Source organism: Roseateles sp. (assembly GCF_965229315.1).
Classification (GTDB): Bacteria; Pseudomonadota; Gammaproteobacteria; order Burkholderiales; family Burkholderiaceae_C; genus Pelomonas.
The window spans coordinates 1,907,794-1,920,868 of record NZ_CBDDJA010000002.1 but is presented as its reverse complement, the minus strand read 5'-3'; the positions used below and the strand labels follow the sequence as shown (position 1 = coordinate 1,920,868).

General features: G+C 70.0%; 9 protein-coding genes. 5 read left to right on the top strand and 4 right to left on the bottom strand.

The window, feature by feature from the left end:
• The first annotated feature begins 60 nt into the window (after positions 1 to 60).
• A complete protein-coding gene (locus ACO07H_RS13645; protein WP_422014991.1) occupies positions 61 to 528 on the top strand; it encodes a CBS domain-containing protein in 468 nt (155 codons plus the stop codon).
• A gap of 45 nt (positions 529 to 573) precedes the next feature.
• Here the strand turns inward: ACO07H_RS13645 and ACO07H_RS13640 are convergent, their stop codons facing one another.
• From ACO07H_RS13640 to uxaC, 4 genes are read right to left on the bottom strand one after another with little or no spacing between them, the layout of a single operon-like run.
• The gene (locus tag ACO07H_RS13640; RefSeq protein ID WP_422014989.1) at positions 574 to 1,251 is read right to left on the bottom strand and encodes a GntR family transcriptional regulator; all 678 of its coding nucleotides are present in this window, start codon (positions 1,249 to 1,251) and stop codon (positions 574 to 576) included.
• Positions 1,251 to 2,615 carry a tagaturonate reductase gene (locus ACO07H_RS13635; protein WP_422014987.1) on the bottom strand — a complete coding sequence of 455 codons (1,365 nt, stop codon included), beginning with the start codon at positions 2,613 to 2,615 and terminating at the stop codon, positions 1,251 to 1,253. Before ACO07H_RS13635 ends, ACO07H_RS13640 begins: the two co-directional genes overlap by 1 nt.
• Positions 2,612 to 4,216 carry a UxaA family hydrolase gene (locus tag ACO07H_RS13630; protein ID WP_422014985.1) on the bottom strand — a complete coding sequence of 535 codons (1,605 nt, stop codon included), beginning with the start codon at positions 4,214 to 4,216 and terminating at the stop codon, positions 2,612 to 2,614. Before ACO07H_RS13630 ends, ACO07H_RS13635 begins: the two co-directional genes overlap by 4 nt.
• A 2-nt stretch (positions 4,217 to 4,218) precedes the next feature.
• Positions 4,219 to 5,622: a glucuronate isomerase gene (gene uxaC, locus ACO07H_RS13625; RefSeq protein WP_422014983.1), complete on the bottom strand. Its 1,404-nt coding sequence runs from the start codon at positions 5,620 to 5,622 to the stop codon at positions 4,219 to 4,221.
• A gap of 163 nt (positions 5,623 to 5,785) precedes the next feature.
• Between uxaC and aroC the strand changes: the two genes are divergently transcribed.
• The 4 genes from aroC (at position 5,786) to ACO07H_RS13605 (ending at position 13,061) form a co-directional block, all read left to right on the top strand.
• Positions 5,786 to 6,889, top strand: a complete 1,104-nt coding sequence (gene aroC / locus ACO07H_RS13620; protein WP_422014981.1) for a chorismate synthase — start codon at positions 5,786 to 5,788, stop codon at positions 6,887 to 6,889.
• 149 nt (positions 6,890 to 7,038) lie between these two features.
• Positions 7,039 to 8,202, top strand: coding sequence for an efflux RND transporter periplasmic adaptor subunit (locus ACO07H_RS13615; protein ID WP_422014979.1), 1,164 nt, complete (start codon positions 7,039 to 7,041; stop codon positions 8,200 to 8,202).
• A 29-nt stretch (positions 8,203 to 8,231) separates the two neighbouring features.
• Complete coding sequence (locus tag ACO07H_RS13610; RefSeq protein WP_422014977.1) at positions 8,232 to 11,480, top strand: efflux RND transporter permease subunit; 3,249 nt, start codon at positions 8,232 to 8,234, stop codon at positions 11,478 to 11,480.
• A 240-nt stretch (positions 11,481 to 11,720) separates the two neighbouring features.
• A complete protein-coding gene (locus tag ACO07H_RS13605) occupies positions 11,721 to 13,061 on the top strand; it encodes an efflux transporter outer membrane subunit (RefSeq protein ID WP_422014975.1) in 1,341 nt (446 codons plus the stop codon).
• The last annotated feature ends 14 nt before the right edge of the window (positions 13,062 to 13,075 follow it).

The following is a 13,075-nucleotide window of genomic DNA, read 5'->3' as shown; positions in this document are numbered from 1 at the left end:
GGGTGGAGGCGCGGGCATTGTGTGCTATGTTGCCCGGGCATATTCGTCTCGGAGACAACCATGAAAGTCGTCGATATCCTGCGTGTCAAAGGCGGCACCCTGTTCACCGTCTCGCCCGACGAGCCCCTGAAGGATTCGCTCGATGTGATGGCCGAACGCGACATCGGTTCGCTGGTCGTCATGGAGCACGGCGAACTGGTGGGCATGCTGACCTTCCGCGAGGTCATCCAGGCCGTCGTGAAGAACGGCGGCGCGGTCGGCTCGACCATCGTGCGCACCGTCATGGACGACCACCCGCTGACCTGCACGCCCGAGACCGAGATCGACGAGATCCGCCGCATGATGCTGGGCCGGCACGCGCGCTACATGCCGGTCATGAACGGCCGCACGTTGATGGGTGTGATCTCGTTCTACGACGTGGCCAAGGCCGTGGTGGACAGCCAGGACTTCGAGAACCGCATGCTCAAGGCCTACATCCGCGACTGGCCGGTCGAGGAGAGCGCGACGGATGACGCCGCCAAGGCCTGAGGCCTTCTGGGTCCCGCAAGGCGGCCTGCGGGCCGCCTTGTCGTTTCAGGGCTGGTTGACGAAGTAGTCGGGCTGCAAAGCCCGCGTCATCGCGATGGCGGGCAGCACATGGTCCAGGTGGCGGCGCATCGCGGCCGTGGCGTCCGCGGCGCTGGCGTTGCGCAGCCCGTCCACGACGGCGGCGTGCTCGCGGATGACCTCCTGCATGCGGCCCTGCAGGGGCAGCGTCAGGCGGCGAAAGCGGTCCACCTGGGTCTTGGCCTGGGCGATGGTGCGCCAGACGCCGGGCATGCCGGCCAGTTCGGCCAGCGTGGCGTGGAAGCCCTCGTCGGCCCGGTGAAAGCCCGCCCGGTCATCGGCCTGCGCGCAGCGGCGCTGTTCGTCGAGCAGCGTGTCCAGCCGCGCCAGGCCGTCGGGCGTCATCGCCGCGGCGCAGCGCTCCAGCAGCGCCAGCTCCAGCGCCGTGCGCACCAGCATGGCTTCTTCCAGCTCGTGCACCGGGATGCGCGCGACGAAGGTGCCCGAGCGCGGGCGCACCTCCACCAGCCCCTCGTCCGTCAGCCGCTGCACGGCCTCGTGCACGGGGGTGCGGCTCAGGGCGAACTCGGTGGCCAGGTCCTGCTCGCTCAGGCGCTGCCCCGGCGCCAGCTCCAGCGCGAGGATGCGCTGGCGCAGCGCGTCGTGGACCTGGCTGGCGGCGGAGGGGCGCTTGGCGTGCTTCATCAGGCGGCGGAGGTTAACGCCTGCCTCATGCCGTCGCGCGCGATGCGCGCCAGCGCCTCGGTCAGCGGCGCCTCCAGTTCTGTGAGATCGCAACCCCACAGGTCCCGCCTGGCGAGCCAGCCGCGCGCGAGTCCGGGCCAGGGTTGGGCGCCGTGCTCGGCAAACCAGGCGAGGTGTTCGGGCGAGTCGCTGGCGCGCAGCGCCGGGTCGCGGTACAGGTGCATCAGCGCCGCGAGGCCCAGCACCAGGCGCGGCGGCCAGCGGCCGGTCAGCTCGCGGTAGCGCAGCAGTTGCGGCAGCAGCCGCGTGACGAACTTGGGCCAGCTGTTCAGCGCGATGGATGCCAGCCGGTGCTGCACGAACGGGTTGCGAAAGCGCTGCAGCGTGGCCGCGGCGAAGGGCAGCAGCTGTTCACGCGGCAACGGCAATGCGGGCATGATCTCGTCCGCCAGCGCGGCCTGCAGGAAGCCGGCCAGCGTGTCGTCACGCATCGCGTCGCCGACGCTGTCCAGCCCCATCAGCAGGCCCGGCGCGACCAGCAGCGTGTGCGCGCCGTTGAGCAGGCCCACCTTGCGCTGGCGGTAGGGCCGCAGGTCCGGCACGAGTTCCACATGCAGGCCGGCGCCGTCCAGCCGCAGCTCGTCGGCCAGGCTTGCCGGCCCTTCGATGAGCCAGCTGTGGAAGGGCTCGGCGCAGACCATGAACGGATCGGGCCGGCCCAGTTCGGCCTCCAGCGCGGCGCGCTCGTCGTCGCCCGGCGCGCCGCTGACGATGCGGTCCACCAGCGTCGAGCAGAAGACGCATTCATTGGCCAGCCAGGCCAGGAAGCCTGCCTCCAGCGACCACCGCATGGCGAAGTGATGCACCGCGCGTTGCAGCGCCGGGCCGTTGGCCTCGACCAGCTCGCACGGCAGCAGCACCACGCCGGCCCCGCCGCGCCGCCAGCGCTCATGCAGCCAGCGGCACAGCTTGGCCGGGAAGGCAGTCGGCGGGCGGTCGTCGAAGCGGTCCGTGTCGTTGACGGCGATGCCGGCCTCGGTCGTGTTGGACACGACGAAGCGCAGCGCCGGCTCGGCGGCCAGCGCCAGCAGCGCGTCCCAGTGCGTCGTCGGGTCCAGCTCGCGCTGCACGCAGTCCACGCGCTGCCATTGGCGCACCGGCCGACCATCGTCACCCAGGCCGCGCAGCAGCACATGGAAGGGTGCGGTCATCAGCGGCGCGGTGGAGCGGCTGGTGGGCCGCACGATGACGACGCCGGCATCGAGCCCCTGGCGCTCGTTGAGCACCTGCAGCATCCAGTCGACGAAGCCGCGCAGGAACACGCCCTGGCCGAACTGCAGGACCTTGACGGGCCGCGCGCTCACAGCGAGATGTCCCGCTTCCAGAACAGGAAGTCGTATTGGCGCAGCCGCTCGGCCCGCGCGGGGTACTGACCGCCCGCGGTCTGCTGCACCAGCGCCAGCAACTGCGCTGCCAGCCGCGCTGGGGGCTCACCGGCCAGCACGGGGCCGCAGTCGAAGTCGATCATGTCCGGCAGCCGTTGCGCCAGCGGCGTGTTGCTCGCGATCTTCAGCACCGGCACGATGGGGTTGCCGGTGGGCGTGCCCAGGCCGGTGGAGAACAGCACCACGTTGGCGCCCGAGCCGACCAGCGCGCTGACCGATTCCACGTCGTTGCCCGGCGTGCACAGCAGCGACAGCCCCGGCTTGGCCGCCGCCTCGCCGTAGTCCAGCACGGCGACGATGGGCGAGCCGCCGCCCTTGCGCGCCGCCCCCGCGGACTTCATCGCGTCGGTGATGAGGCCATCGCGGATGTTGCCGGGGCTGGGGTTCTCGGCCAGGCTGGTGCCGACCGCGCGCGCCTGCGCCTCGAAGGCGCGCATCATGTCCACGAAGCGGCGCCGGTCCTCGGGCCGCTCGCAGCGCGCGATCAACTCGGCCTCCACGCCGCACAGCTCCGGGAACTCGGCCAGCACGCTGGCGCCGCCCAGCGCCACGACGAGGTCGGACACCAGGCCCATCACCGGGTTGGCCGAGATGCCCGAGAAGCCGTCCGAGCCGCCGCACTTGACGCCGATCTTCAGCGCCGACAGCGGCACCGGCTGGCGGCGCACCTGGTCGGCCTCGGCCAGGCCTTTGAGCAGGTCCTGCAGCACGGCCTTCATCATGTCGGCCTCGCTGGACCAGCGCTGCTGCTCGTAGATGAGGCAGGGCTTGTCGAAGGCCGGGTTCTGCGCGGCCAGCGCCTCCTTGAACATCGCGATCTGCGCGTTCTGGCAGCCCAGGCTCAGCACGGTGACGCCGGCCACGTTGGGATGGTCCGCATAGGCCGCCAACAGCGCGCACAGGCGCCGCGCGTCGGCGCGTGTGCCGCCGCAGCCGCCGGCGTGGGTGATGAAGCGCACGCCGTCCACGTTCGGGAACGGCCGGGCCGGCGTGCGCGGCGGCGCATTCAGCGCTTCGCCCAGCAGGCCCAGCGTGAAGTCGGCCAGTTCGTCGGTGGCATAGCCCAGCGGCCGCTCCACGGCCTGGCGCAGCTGCTCGATGTTGCGGTTCTCGCAGAACACGAGCGGGAACACCAGCCAGTGGTTGGCGGTGCCGATGCGGCCATCGGCGCGGACGATGCCGTCGAAGGTCTGGCCTGCCCAGCCGCTCACGTCGGGCGCTTGCCAGGCGTAGGCGGCCGTCTCGCCGAGCTGCACTTCGGCCGTGTGATGTTCGAGGTTGGCCGTCGTCACGGCCTCGCCGCGGCGGATGGGCTGCGTCGCGCGGCCCACCGTCACGCCGTAGAGCTTCAGCAGGTCGCCGGCCGCGGCGTCGCGCAGCGCGAGCTTGTGCTTCATCGCGACGGGGCCGACCGTGGTGAGGGTGTCGCCGTCGTGCGTCAGCGTCTCGCCATCGGCCAGGTCGCGCAGCGCGACCAGCATGTCGTCGTCGGGGTGGATGCGCAGCAGGGCGGTCGTCATGTTCAGAGCCCGAAGTAGGTCTTGGCGTTGTCGTAGCAGACGCCGCGGACGATCCTGTGCAGCGCGTCGGCGTCGTCCGGGTACTCGCCGGCCTCGACCCACTGGCCCAGCTGGCGGCACAGCAGCCGGCGGAAGTACTCGTGGCGCGGGTAGGACGCGAAGCTGCGCGAGTCCGTCACCATGCCCACCGACGTGCCCAGCACGCCGTGCGCGGCGAGTGTCTGCAGCTGGCGCAGGTTGCCGTCCTTGTGGTCGTTGAACCACCAGGCCGGGCCGAACTGCAGCTTGCCCGCCGGATTCCCGCCTTGGCCGTCCTGGAACGCGCCGATCAGCGTGCTCAACACCTCGTTCATGGCCGGGTTCAGGCAGAACAGCAGCGTCTTGGGCAGGCGGTCCTCGGCGTCCAGCGCGTCCAGCAGCGCGGCGAGGCCGGCGCTGCTGGTGAAGTCGCTGATGGCGTCGTAGCCGGTGTCCGGCCCCAGCTCGCGCAGTCGGCGCGTGTTGTTGTTGCGCTGCGCGCCGATGTGCAGGCACATCGCCCAGCCGTGCTCCGCATAGACGCGGCCCAGCGCCTGCAACAGGCCGCGCTGGAAGGCGCCCAGCTCGGCCTCGCTGAGCTGCGCGCCGGCCAGCCGCTTGGCGAGCAGCGCCTCGCAGTCGGCGGCGGTGATGGGGCCGGCGGGCAGCGGCGTGTCGATCGCGTGATCGGAGATGCGCGCGCCGCGGGCGTGGAAGTAGGCGACGCGCGCAGCCAGCGCGTCGACGAGGCCGGCGAAGCCCGTGACCAGCACGCCCGACACCGCGGACAGCCGCTCCAGGTAGGCCGGCAGTTCGGCACGGTTGATGCGCATCGCCTGGTCGGGCCGGTAGGCCGGCAGCACGCGGGTGGCGAGCGCCGAGCGCGCGATCTCGTCGTGCTGGGCCAGGTCGTCCACCGGGTCGTCCGTCGTGCAGGCGACCTCGACCTTGGCCTGGGCCAGGAAGTCCCAGCAGTCCATGCCCGCCAGCCGCTCGTTGGCCGCGGCCCAGATGCGCGGCGCGTTGACGGCGTTGATGGTCAGGTGCACGCCGAACAGCCGCTGCAGCTCCAGGTGGCTCCAGTGGTGGATGGGGTTGCCGGCCGCCAGCGGCAGCACGCGGCAGAAGGCCAGGAACTTGTCCTCGTCGCTGGCCGCACCGGTGATGAAGGCCTCGTCCACGCCGGCGCTGCGCATCAGCCGCCACTTGTAGTGGTCGCCGCCCAGCCACAGCTCCGTCAGGTTGCGAAAACGCTTGCGCACGGCGATCTCGCCCTGCTGCAGGTGCGAGTGGTAGTCGATGACCGGCAGGCCGGCGGCCACCTCGTGGAAAAGCTGGCGCGCGACCGGGGTGTCGAGCAGGAAATCGGGGTCCATGAAGCCGGGCATGGAGGTTCCAGATGAAATGGCAGACAACATTATCTGATATTTCAGAAGGCCTGCCTTCGCCGCTCGCGGCGGCAGCGTTGGCGGGATCGCCCGGGGCGGGCCAGGCGCGGCGAACTAAGATCGCCACCCCTTCCCGAGCCCCGGGCTCACCTCTGGATCGCGCATGTCCGGCAGCACCTTCGGCGAACTGTTTCGCGTCTCCAACTTCGGCGAGAGCCATGGCCCGGCCATCGGCTGCGTCATCGACGGCTGCCCGCCGGGCATGCCGCTCAGCGAGGCCGACATCCAGCCCGAGCTGGACCGCCGCCGCCCCGGCACCAGCCGGCATGTGACCCAGCGCAACGAGCCCGATGCCGTGGAGATCCTGTCCGGCGTCTACGAGGGCGTCACGACCGGCACGCCGATCTGCCTGCTCATCAAGAACACCGACCAGCGCAGCAAGGACTACGGCAACATCCTCGACACCTTCCGCCCCGGCCACGCCGACTACACCTACTGGCGCAAGTACGGCGTGCGCGACCCGCGCGGTGGCGGCCGCTCGTCGGCGCGGTTGACGGCGCCCATGGTGGGGGCCGGCGCGGTGGCGCGCAAATGGCTGAAGGCCGCCTACGGCACGGAGTTCCGCGGCTGCATGACGCAACTGGGCGACATCGAAATCCCGTTCGAGGGCTGGCAGCATGTCGGCCAGAACCCGTTCTTCGCCGCCAACGCCAGCAGCATCGCCGCGCTGGAGGCCTACATGGATGACCTGCGCCGCGCCGGTGACTCCGTCGGCGCGCGCATACGCGTCGAAGCCACCCATGTGCCAGTCGGCCTTGGCGAGCCGCTGTTCGACAAGCTGGACGCCGACATCGCCTACGCGCTGATGGGCATCAACGCCGTCAAGGGCGTGGAGATCGGCGCCGGCTTCGGCGTCGTCGCCCAGCGCGGCAGCGAGCATGGCGACGAACTGAGCCGCGAAGGCTTCGCCAGCAACAACGCCGGCGGCGTGCTGGGCGGCATCTCCACCGGCCAGGACATCGTCGCCAGCATCGCCATCAAGCCCACCAGCTCCATCCGCTCGCCCAAGGCCAGCATCGACCGCGCGGGCAACCCGGCGACGGTGGAAACCTTCGGCCGCCACGACCCCTGCGTGGGCATCCGCGCCACGCCCATCGCCGAGGCGATGCTGGCACTGGTGCTGATGGACCATGCCCTTCGTCACAGGGCGCAGTGCGGCGACGTGAGCCTGCCGGTCGACCCGATTCCTGCAGCGCGTCCGCGCTGATCCGCGGCCTGTCCGCGCAGGGCCCGGCCTGATCGCTGGCCGGTGCAGCTCAGCCCTCGCAAACCGCGTTTCGTCACAACGTCGCTGCGTTGTCACGCCCTCGTTTCTAGACTGCAAACGTCTGTATCAGAGAAGCGTCCGGGGGAGTCATGCGCAAGTCGTGGAAGTTGGGTGGCGTCGCTGCCGTCGTGCTGTTGGTGGGTGGTGCCGGCGTCGCCGTGATGGCGAGCAAGGGCGACGCACCGAAGAAGCCGGGCGACGACAAGGCCAAGACGGTGCTGGAGTTCGTGCCGGCCGAGGTCGTCAAGCCCACGCTGGTGTCCATGCCCGCCGTCATCGAGTTCAGCGGCCCGCTGGTGGCGCCGGGCACGGCCATCGTGCGCGCCAAGTCCAACGGCACGCTGCTGGACCTGGCCGTGGGCGAGGGCAGCCGCGTGCGCGCCGGCCAGACGCTGGGCCAGGTGGACCTGGAAGAGCTGCGCCACCGCGTGGCCGAGCGCAACGCCAGCGTCGAGGCCATGCGCGCGCAGATGGAGCAGACCGAACGCACGCACAAGGCCAACATCGGCCTGGCGGACAACCACTTCATCGCGCCCACGGCGCTGGAGTCCTCCCGCGCTGCTTACGAGGCCGCCCGCGCCAACTGGCAGGCGTCGCGCGCGCAGCTCGAAACCCTGCAGGTGACGATGCGCCAGGCCGCGCTGGTGGCGCCCATCAGCGGCATCGTCGCCAAGCGCCACGCGCTGCCCGGCGAGAAGCTCGCCGCCGAGCAGCAGATCCTGACCATCGTCGACCTCGCCAAGCTGGAGCTGGCTGGCCTGGTCGGCACGCATGAGGTCGGCCGGCTGCAGCCGGGCATGACCGTCAAGGTCAAGGTGGAAGGAATGGATCAGCCCGTCGATGCACGCATCGCGCGCATTGCGCCGGCCGCAGAACCCGGCACGCGCTCCATCGGTGTCACGCTGACGATGGACAACCCGAAGGAGGCCTACCGCGCCGGCCAGTACGCGGTCGCGACCGCCGTGCTGCAGGACGACAAGCAGCGCCTGACGCTGCCGATCACGGCCATCACGCGCAACTCCGGACAGGAGCAGGTCTGGCTGATCGAGAACGGCACGCTGGCGCGCCGCATCGTCACCACCGGCCGCAGCGATGCGCGGGATGGCCGCGTCGAGATCCTGGGCGGCATCAAGACCGACGCGCAGGTGCTGGGAGCGCGCTTCGAGAACCTGCGCGAGGGCGACAAGGCCGTCATCGTGTCCGCCAAATCCAAGATCGCCGTGGCCGCCGGCCAGGCGACGGTGACGCAGTAACCCACAACTAAAAGAAAGAGGGCGCCGCCATGTGGATCACCCGCGTCTCCATCCAGAACCCGGTGTTCGCAACCATGGTCATGGTTGCACTGTGCGTGCTGGGCCTGTTCGCCTATGCCCGCCTCGGTGTCGAGCAGATGCCCGACATCTCGCTGCCGGGCGCCTACATCGACGTGCGCTATCCCGGCGCCAGCCCGGAGGCTGTCGAGCGCGAGATTGCCAAGCCGCTTGAAGAGGCGCTGAACACCATCGCCGGCATCGAGCGCATCCAGTCGCGCAGCTTCGAGGGCCGCGTGCAGTCCAACGTCGAGTTCAGCCTGAACGCCGACATGGGCCGCGCGATGCAGGACCTGCGCGACCGCGTGTCGCAGGCGCAGTCGGCGTTCCCCAAGGACGCCAAGCCGCCCACGGTCATCCGCTACCAGGGTGACAACGCGCAGCCCATCGTCGTCATGGCGCTGCTGTCGCCCACGCGCGGTCCGCGCGAGCTGTCCATGATGGCCGACCTGATCGTCTCCAAGCGCCTGTCGCGCGTGGAAGGCGTGGCCAAGGTGGACATCGGCGGCATGGTCACACGCGAGGTGCGCATCGACCTCGACCCGCTGCGCCTGCGCGCCTACGGCGTGACGCCGGCCGAGATCTCCAAGGCGCTGGCCGACGCCAACTCCGACCAGCCCGTGGGCCTGCTGTCGGATGCGTACTCGGACGCCACGCTGCGCGTCGAAGGCCGCGTGAAGGATCCGAAAGCCTTCAGCCAGATCGTCGTCGCCCGACGCGGCAGCCTGGCACTGACGCTGGGCGACCTGGGGACGCTGGTGGAGCGAGAACGCGAGCGTGACAGCATCGCCCGCATCAACGGCCAGCCGGCCGTCAGCTTCAACATCTTCAAGCAGCAGGACGCCAACATCGTCGCCACTGGCGACGCCGTCAAGGGTGCGGTGGAGGAGCTGCGCAAGGTGTTGCCCAATGACGTGGAGCTGCGCCTGATCTACTCCAACAGCGACTGGGTCAAGAGCTCGCTGAGCGGCCTCAAGCACACGCTGATCGAAGGCGCGCTGCTGACGGTCGCCATCGTGTTCCTGTTCCTGCACAGCTGGCGTTCAACCATCATCACGGGCCTGACGCTGCCCATCGCCGTCATCTCCAGCTTCATCGCCGTGTACGCGTTCGGCTTCACGCTGAACTTCATGACGATGATGGCGCTGTCGCTGTGCATCGGGCTGCTGATCGACGACGCCATCGTCGTGCGCGAGAACATCGTGCGTCACGTCGGCATGGGCAAGGACCACCACACGGCGGCGGCCGACGGCACCAACGAGATCGGCCTGGCCGTCATGGCCACCACCTTCGCGATCTGCGCGGTGTTCGTGCCCGTGGCCTTCATGAACGGCATCATCGGCCGCTTCTTCTTTCCGTTCGGCATCACCGTCGTCGTGGCGGTGCTGATCAGCCTGTTCGTCAGCTTCACGCTCGACCCGATGATGTCCTCGGTCTGGCACGACCCGCCGAGCGCGCGCATCAAGCACTGGCCCGTGCTGGGCCACATGATCCGCGCGACCGACTGGGGCATGGACCGCCTGCACGGCGGCTACGAGCGCCTCATGGACTGGACCTTCTCCGGCCGCCGCTACCGCGTCTTCGTGCCGCCCGTGCCGGCCTATGGCCGCCCGTTCGACGCCGACGGCAAGCGCATCAAGGCCGCCAGGCGGGTGTGGCGCTTCGCGACGCTGACGCCGCGTGGCCTGGTGATGTGGGGTGCCGCCAGCAGCTTCGTCGCCGCGCTGATGCTGGCGCCGCTGGTGGGCAGCGAGTTCGTGCCCGAGACCGACAACGGCTTCACGCAGATCAACCTGCGGCTGCCCAACGCCTCCAGCGTGGACCGCAGCAACGCCAAGGTGCTGCAGGTGGAGGAACTGCTGCGCGCCTACCCCGAGATCAAGACGGTCTCCACCGTCGTGGGCAGCACCGGCGACGGCATGGCCACGGGCCGCAACCAGGCCGCGCTGAACATCAACCTCGTGGACCGCAGCGAACGCAAGCGCACGCAGAAGGAAGTCGAAGACGCCATCCGCGGCGACATCGCGCGCCTGCCCGGCGTGGAGGTCAGCGTGGGCAACAACAAGCCCGTCTGGGTGACGCTGCTGGGTGCCGATTCCGAACTGCTGACGCAGAGCGCCAACGACTTCGCCGCCAAGCTCAAGCAGATCCCCGGCGTCGTGGACGTGGACACCACCGTCAAACCCGGCCTGCCGGCCTTCGCCGTGCGCCTGAAGGACTCGGCCATTCGCGAGCTGGGCCTGACGACACCGCAGATCGCGGCCTCGCTGCGCGCCTATGTCAACGGCGAGGTCGCCACGAACTGGACGACGCCGGACGGCAATCAGGTCGAGGTGCTGCTGCGCCTGCCGCGTGAGCAGCGCGAACGTGTCGAGCAGATGGGCAAGCTGCCGGTCGCCTACTCGAAGGACGGCGCCTCCATCCTGCTGGAGCAGGTGGCCACCATCGAGCCCGTGTTCAACCCAGAGGTCATCCGCCGCGAGAACCTGCAGCGCCGCGAGGCCGTGTTCGCTGGCGTGCAGGGCCGCCCCAGCGGCGACGTGAACGCCGACGTGCAGAAGCTGGTCAAGAGCACGCAACTGCCGCCCGGCATCAGCTTCAAGGTGGACGGCGCCGGCAAGCAGCAGGCCGAAGCCTTCAACGGCCTGCTCGCGGCCATGGGCCTGGCGGTGGTGTTCATCTACATCGTGCTCGCCAGCCAGTTCGGCAGCTTCATCCAGCCCATCGCCATCATGGCGTCGCTGCCGCTGGCGCTCATCGGCGTGATGCTGGCGCTCTTGCTGTGGCGCTCGACGCTGAACGTGTTCTCCATGATTGGCCTGGTCATGCTGATGGGCCTCGTCACGAAGAACGCGATTCTTCTGGTGGACTTCGCCAACCACGCCCGCAAGGCCGGCGCCACCGTGCAGGAAGCGCTGCGCCAGGCCGGCCTGACCCGCATGCGCCCCATCATCATGACGACGGCGGCCATGGTGTTCGGCATGCTGCCCATGGCCATCGCGCTGAACGACGGTGGCGAGATCCAGGCGCCCATGGGCCGCGCCATCATCGGCGGTGTCATCACGTCGACGCTGCTGACGCTGGTTGTGGTGCCGGTGCTGTACAGCTACCTGACCCGCGAGAAGAAGCCCGTGGCGGCCGCCGACACCGGTGCTCACGCTGGTGCCTCCTCGCTGCCGCAGCATGGCATGCCCGGCGCGATGCCGGCAGACAAGGACTGACCCCAGCGGGCGAGCCCAGATCAACGCCTCGAGCGCTTGCTCGCCTCGGCCGGTCTCCTCGGAGGCCGGCCTTTTTTCGCGGGTGCTGGCGGCCCGGTGCGTTTGTGTCGAGGACCGGGGTTGGCGCACATCTTTCTTTTCCTGTGCACCTTCGGCGAAGCCCAGTTCGCTTTGTAAAGTGGCGGCATGCTGCACATGGGAGCTTCGGCCTTTGCACTTTCGATGATCCGTCTTCTGTCCTTGCCAATCGGCGCAGCCCTGCTGTCGGGCTGCGTGAACCTGGCGCCGCTGCACCAGCAGCCGGTGCCGGCCATTCCCCAGCCCGTGCGGGTGGCCGTGCCGGCCGACAACCCGGCCGAGGTGCGCCGCCAGGACTTCTTCACTGACCCCCGCCTGCGCGCCACCGTCGAGCTGGCGCTGGCGAACAACCGCGACCTGCGCGTGAGCACGCTGAACGTGCGGCGCGCGCGGGCGCAGTACCGCATCCAGGACGCCTCGCGGCTGCCTGGCGTGAGCGCCACGGCCAATGCCAGCCGCTCGAACCTGGGCACGTCGTTGTCCGCCGGCGTGGGCCTGTCGGCCTTCGAGCTGGACCTGTTCGGCCGCGTCAGCAACCTCAGCGAGGCCGCACTGCAGAGCTACCTCGCGACTGACGCCGGCAGGCGCAGCGCCGAGATCAGCCTGGTCGCCGAGGTCGCAAACGCCTGGCTGACGCTGGCCGCCGACCTGGAGCGCCAGCGCCTGGCCGCGCAGACGATGGCGACGCGCCGCAGCAGCCTCGCGCTGGACCAGCGCCGCCACGCGCTGGGCGCCATCACCGGCCTGGCGCTGGCGCAGTCGCAGTCGCTGGTGGAATCGGCACGGCTGGACGTGGCGCGTTATGCGACGCAGGTCGAGCAGGACCGCAACGCGCTGGAACTGCTGCTGGGCGCCGCGCTGCCGGCCGACCTGGCACCGGCCTCCGAGCAGAACCTGAGCGAGCCCGGCCGTCTTGTCGAGCTGCCGGCCGGCGTGCCCGCGGAACTGCTGCAGCGCCGCCCCGACGTGTTGCAGGCCGAGCACCAGCTGCGCGCCAGCGTCGCCCAGATCGGTGTGGCGCGCGCGGCGTTCTTCCCGCGCATCAGCCTGACGGCCTCGGCCGGCACGGCCAGCAACGAACTGTCCGGCCTGTTCAAGTCGGGCAGTGGCAGCTGGAGTTTCGGCCCGTCGCTGAGCCTGCCCCTCTTCGACGGCGGCGCCAACGCGGCAGCGCTGGACAGCGCGCGGCTGGACCGCGACATCGCCATCGCGCAGTACGACAAGGCCATCCAGACGGCCTTCCGCGAGGTGGCCGACGCGCTGTCCGAGCGCGCCACGCTGGCCGAGCGCCTGGCCGCGCAGCGCGCGCTGCTGGCCAGCTCCGAGCGTCAGCTGATGCTGGCCGATGCACTGCATCGCGCCGGCAGCACCGGCATGCTGGAAGTGCTGGATGCGCAGCGCTCGCTGTACGCGGCGCAGCAGGCGCTGATCGACCTGCGCCTGACTGAACAAGGCAACCGGCTGGCGCTCTACAAGGTGCTGGGTGGCGGCTGGAACCCCTGATGAAGAATGACACG

What these genes read in the sequence shown, in the direction of transcription:
- ACO07H_RS13630 (WP_422014985.1), bottom strand. Translation starts at nt 4,216, where the DNA reads ATGACGACCGCCCTGCTGCGCATCCACCCCGACGACGACATGCTGGTC.
- ACO07H_RS13645 (WP_422014991.1), top strand. Translation starts at nt 61, where the DNA reads ATGAAAGTCGTCGATATCCTGCGTGTCAAAGGCGGCACCCTGTTCACC.
- aroC (WP_422014981.1), top strand. Translation starts at nt 5,786, where the DNA reads ATGTCCGGCAGCACCTTCGGCGAACTGTTTCGCGTCTCCAACTTCGGC.
- ACO07H_RS13640 (WP_422014989.1), bottom strand. Translation starts at nt 1,251, where the DNA reads ATGAAGCACGCCAAGCGCCCCTCCGCCGCCAGCCAGGTCCACGACGCG.
- uxaC (WP_422014983.1), bottom strand. Translation starts at nt 5,622, where the DNA reads ATGCCCGGCTTCATGGACCCCGATTTCCTGCTCGACACCCCGGTCGCG.
- ACO07H_RS13615 (WP_422014979.1), top strand. Translation starts at nt 7,039, where the DNA reads ATGCGCAAGTCGTGGAAGTTGGGTGGCGTCGCTGCCGTCGTGCTGTTG.
- ACO07H_RS13610 (WP_422014977.1), top strand. Translation starts at nt 8,232, where the DNA reads ATGTGGATCACCCGCGTCTCCATCCAGAACCCGGTGTTCGCAACCATG.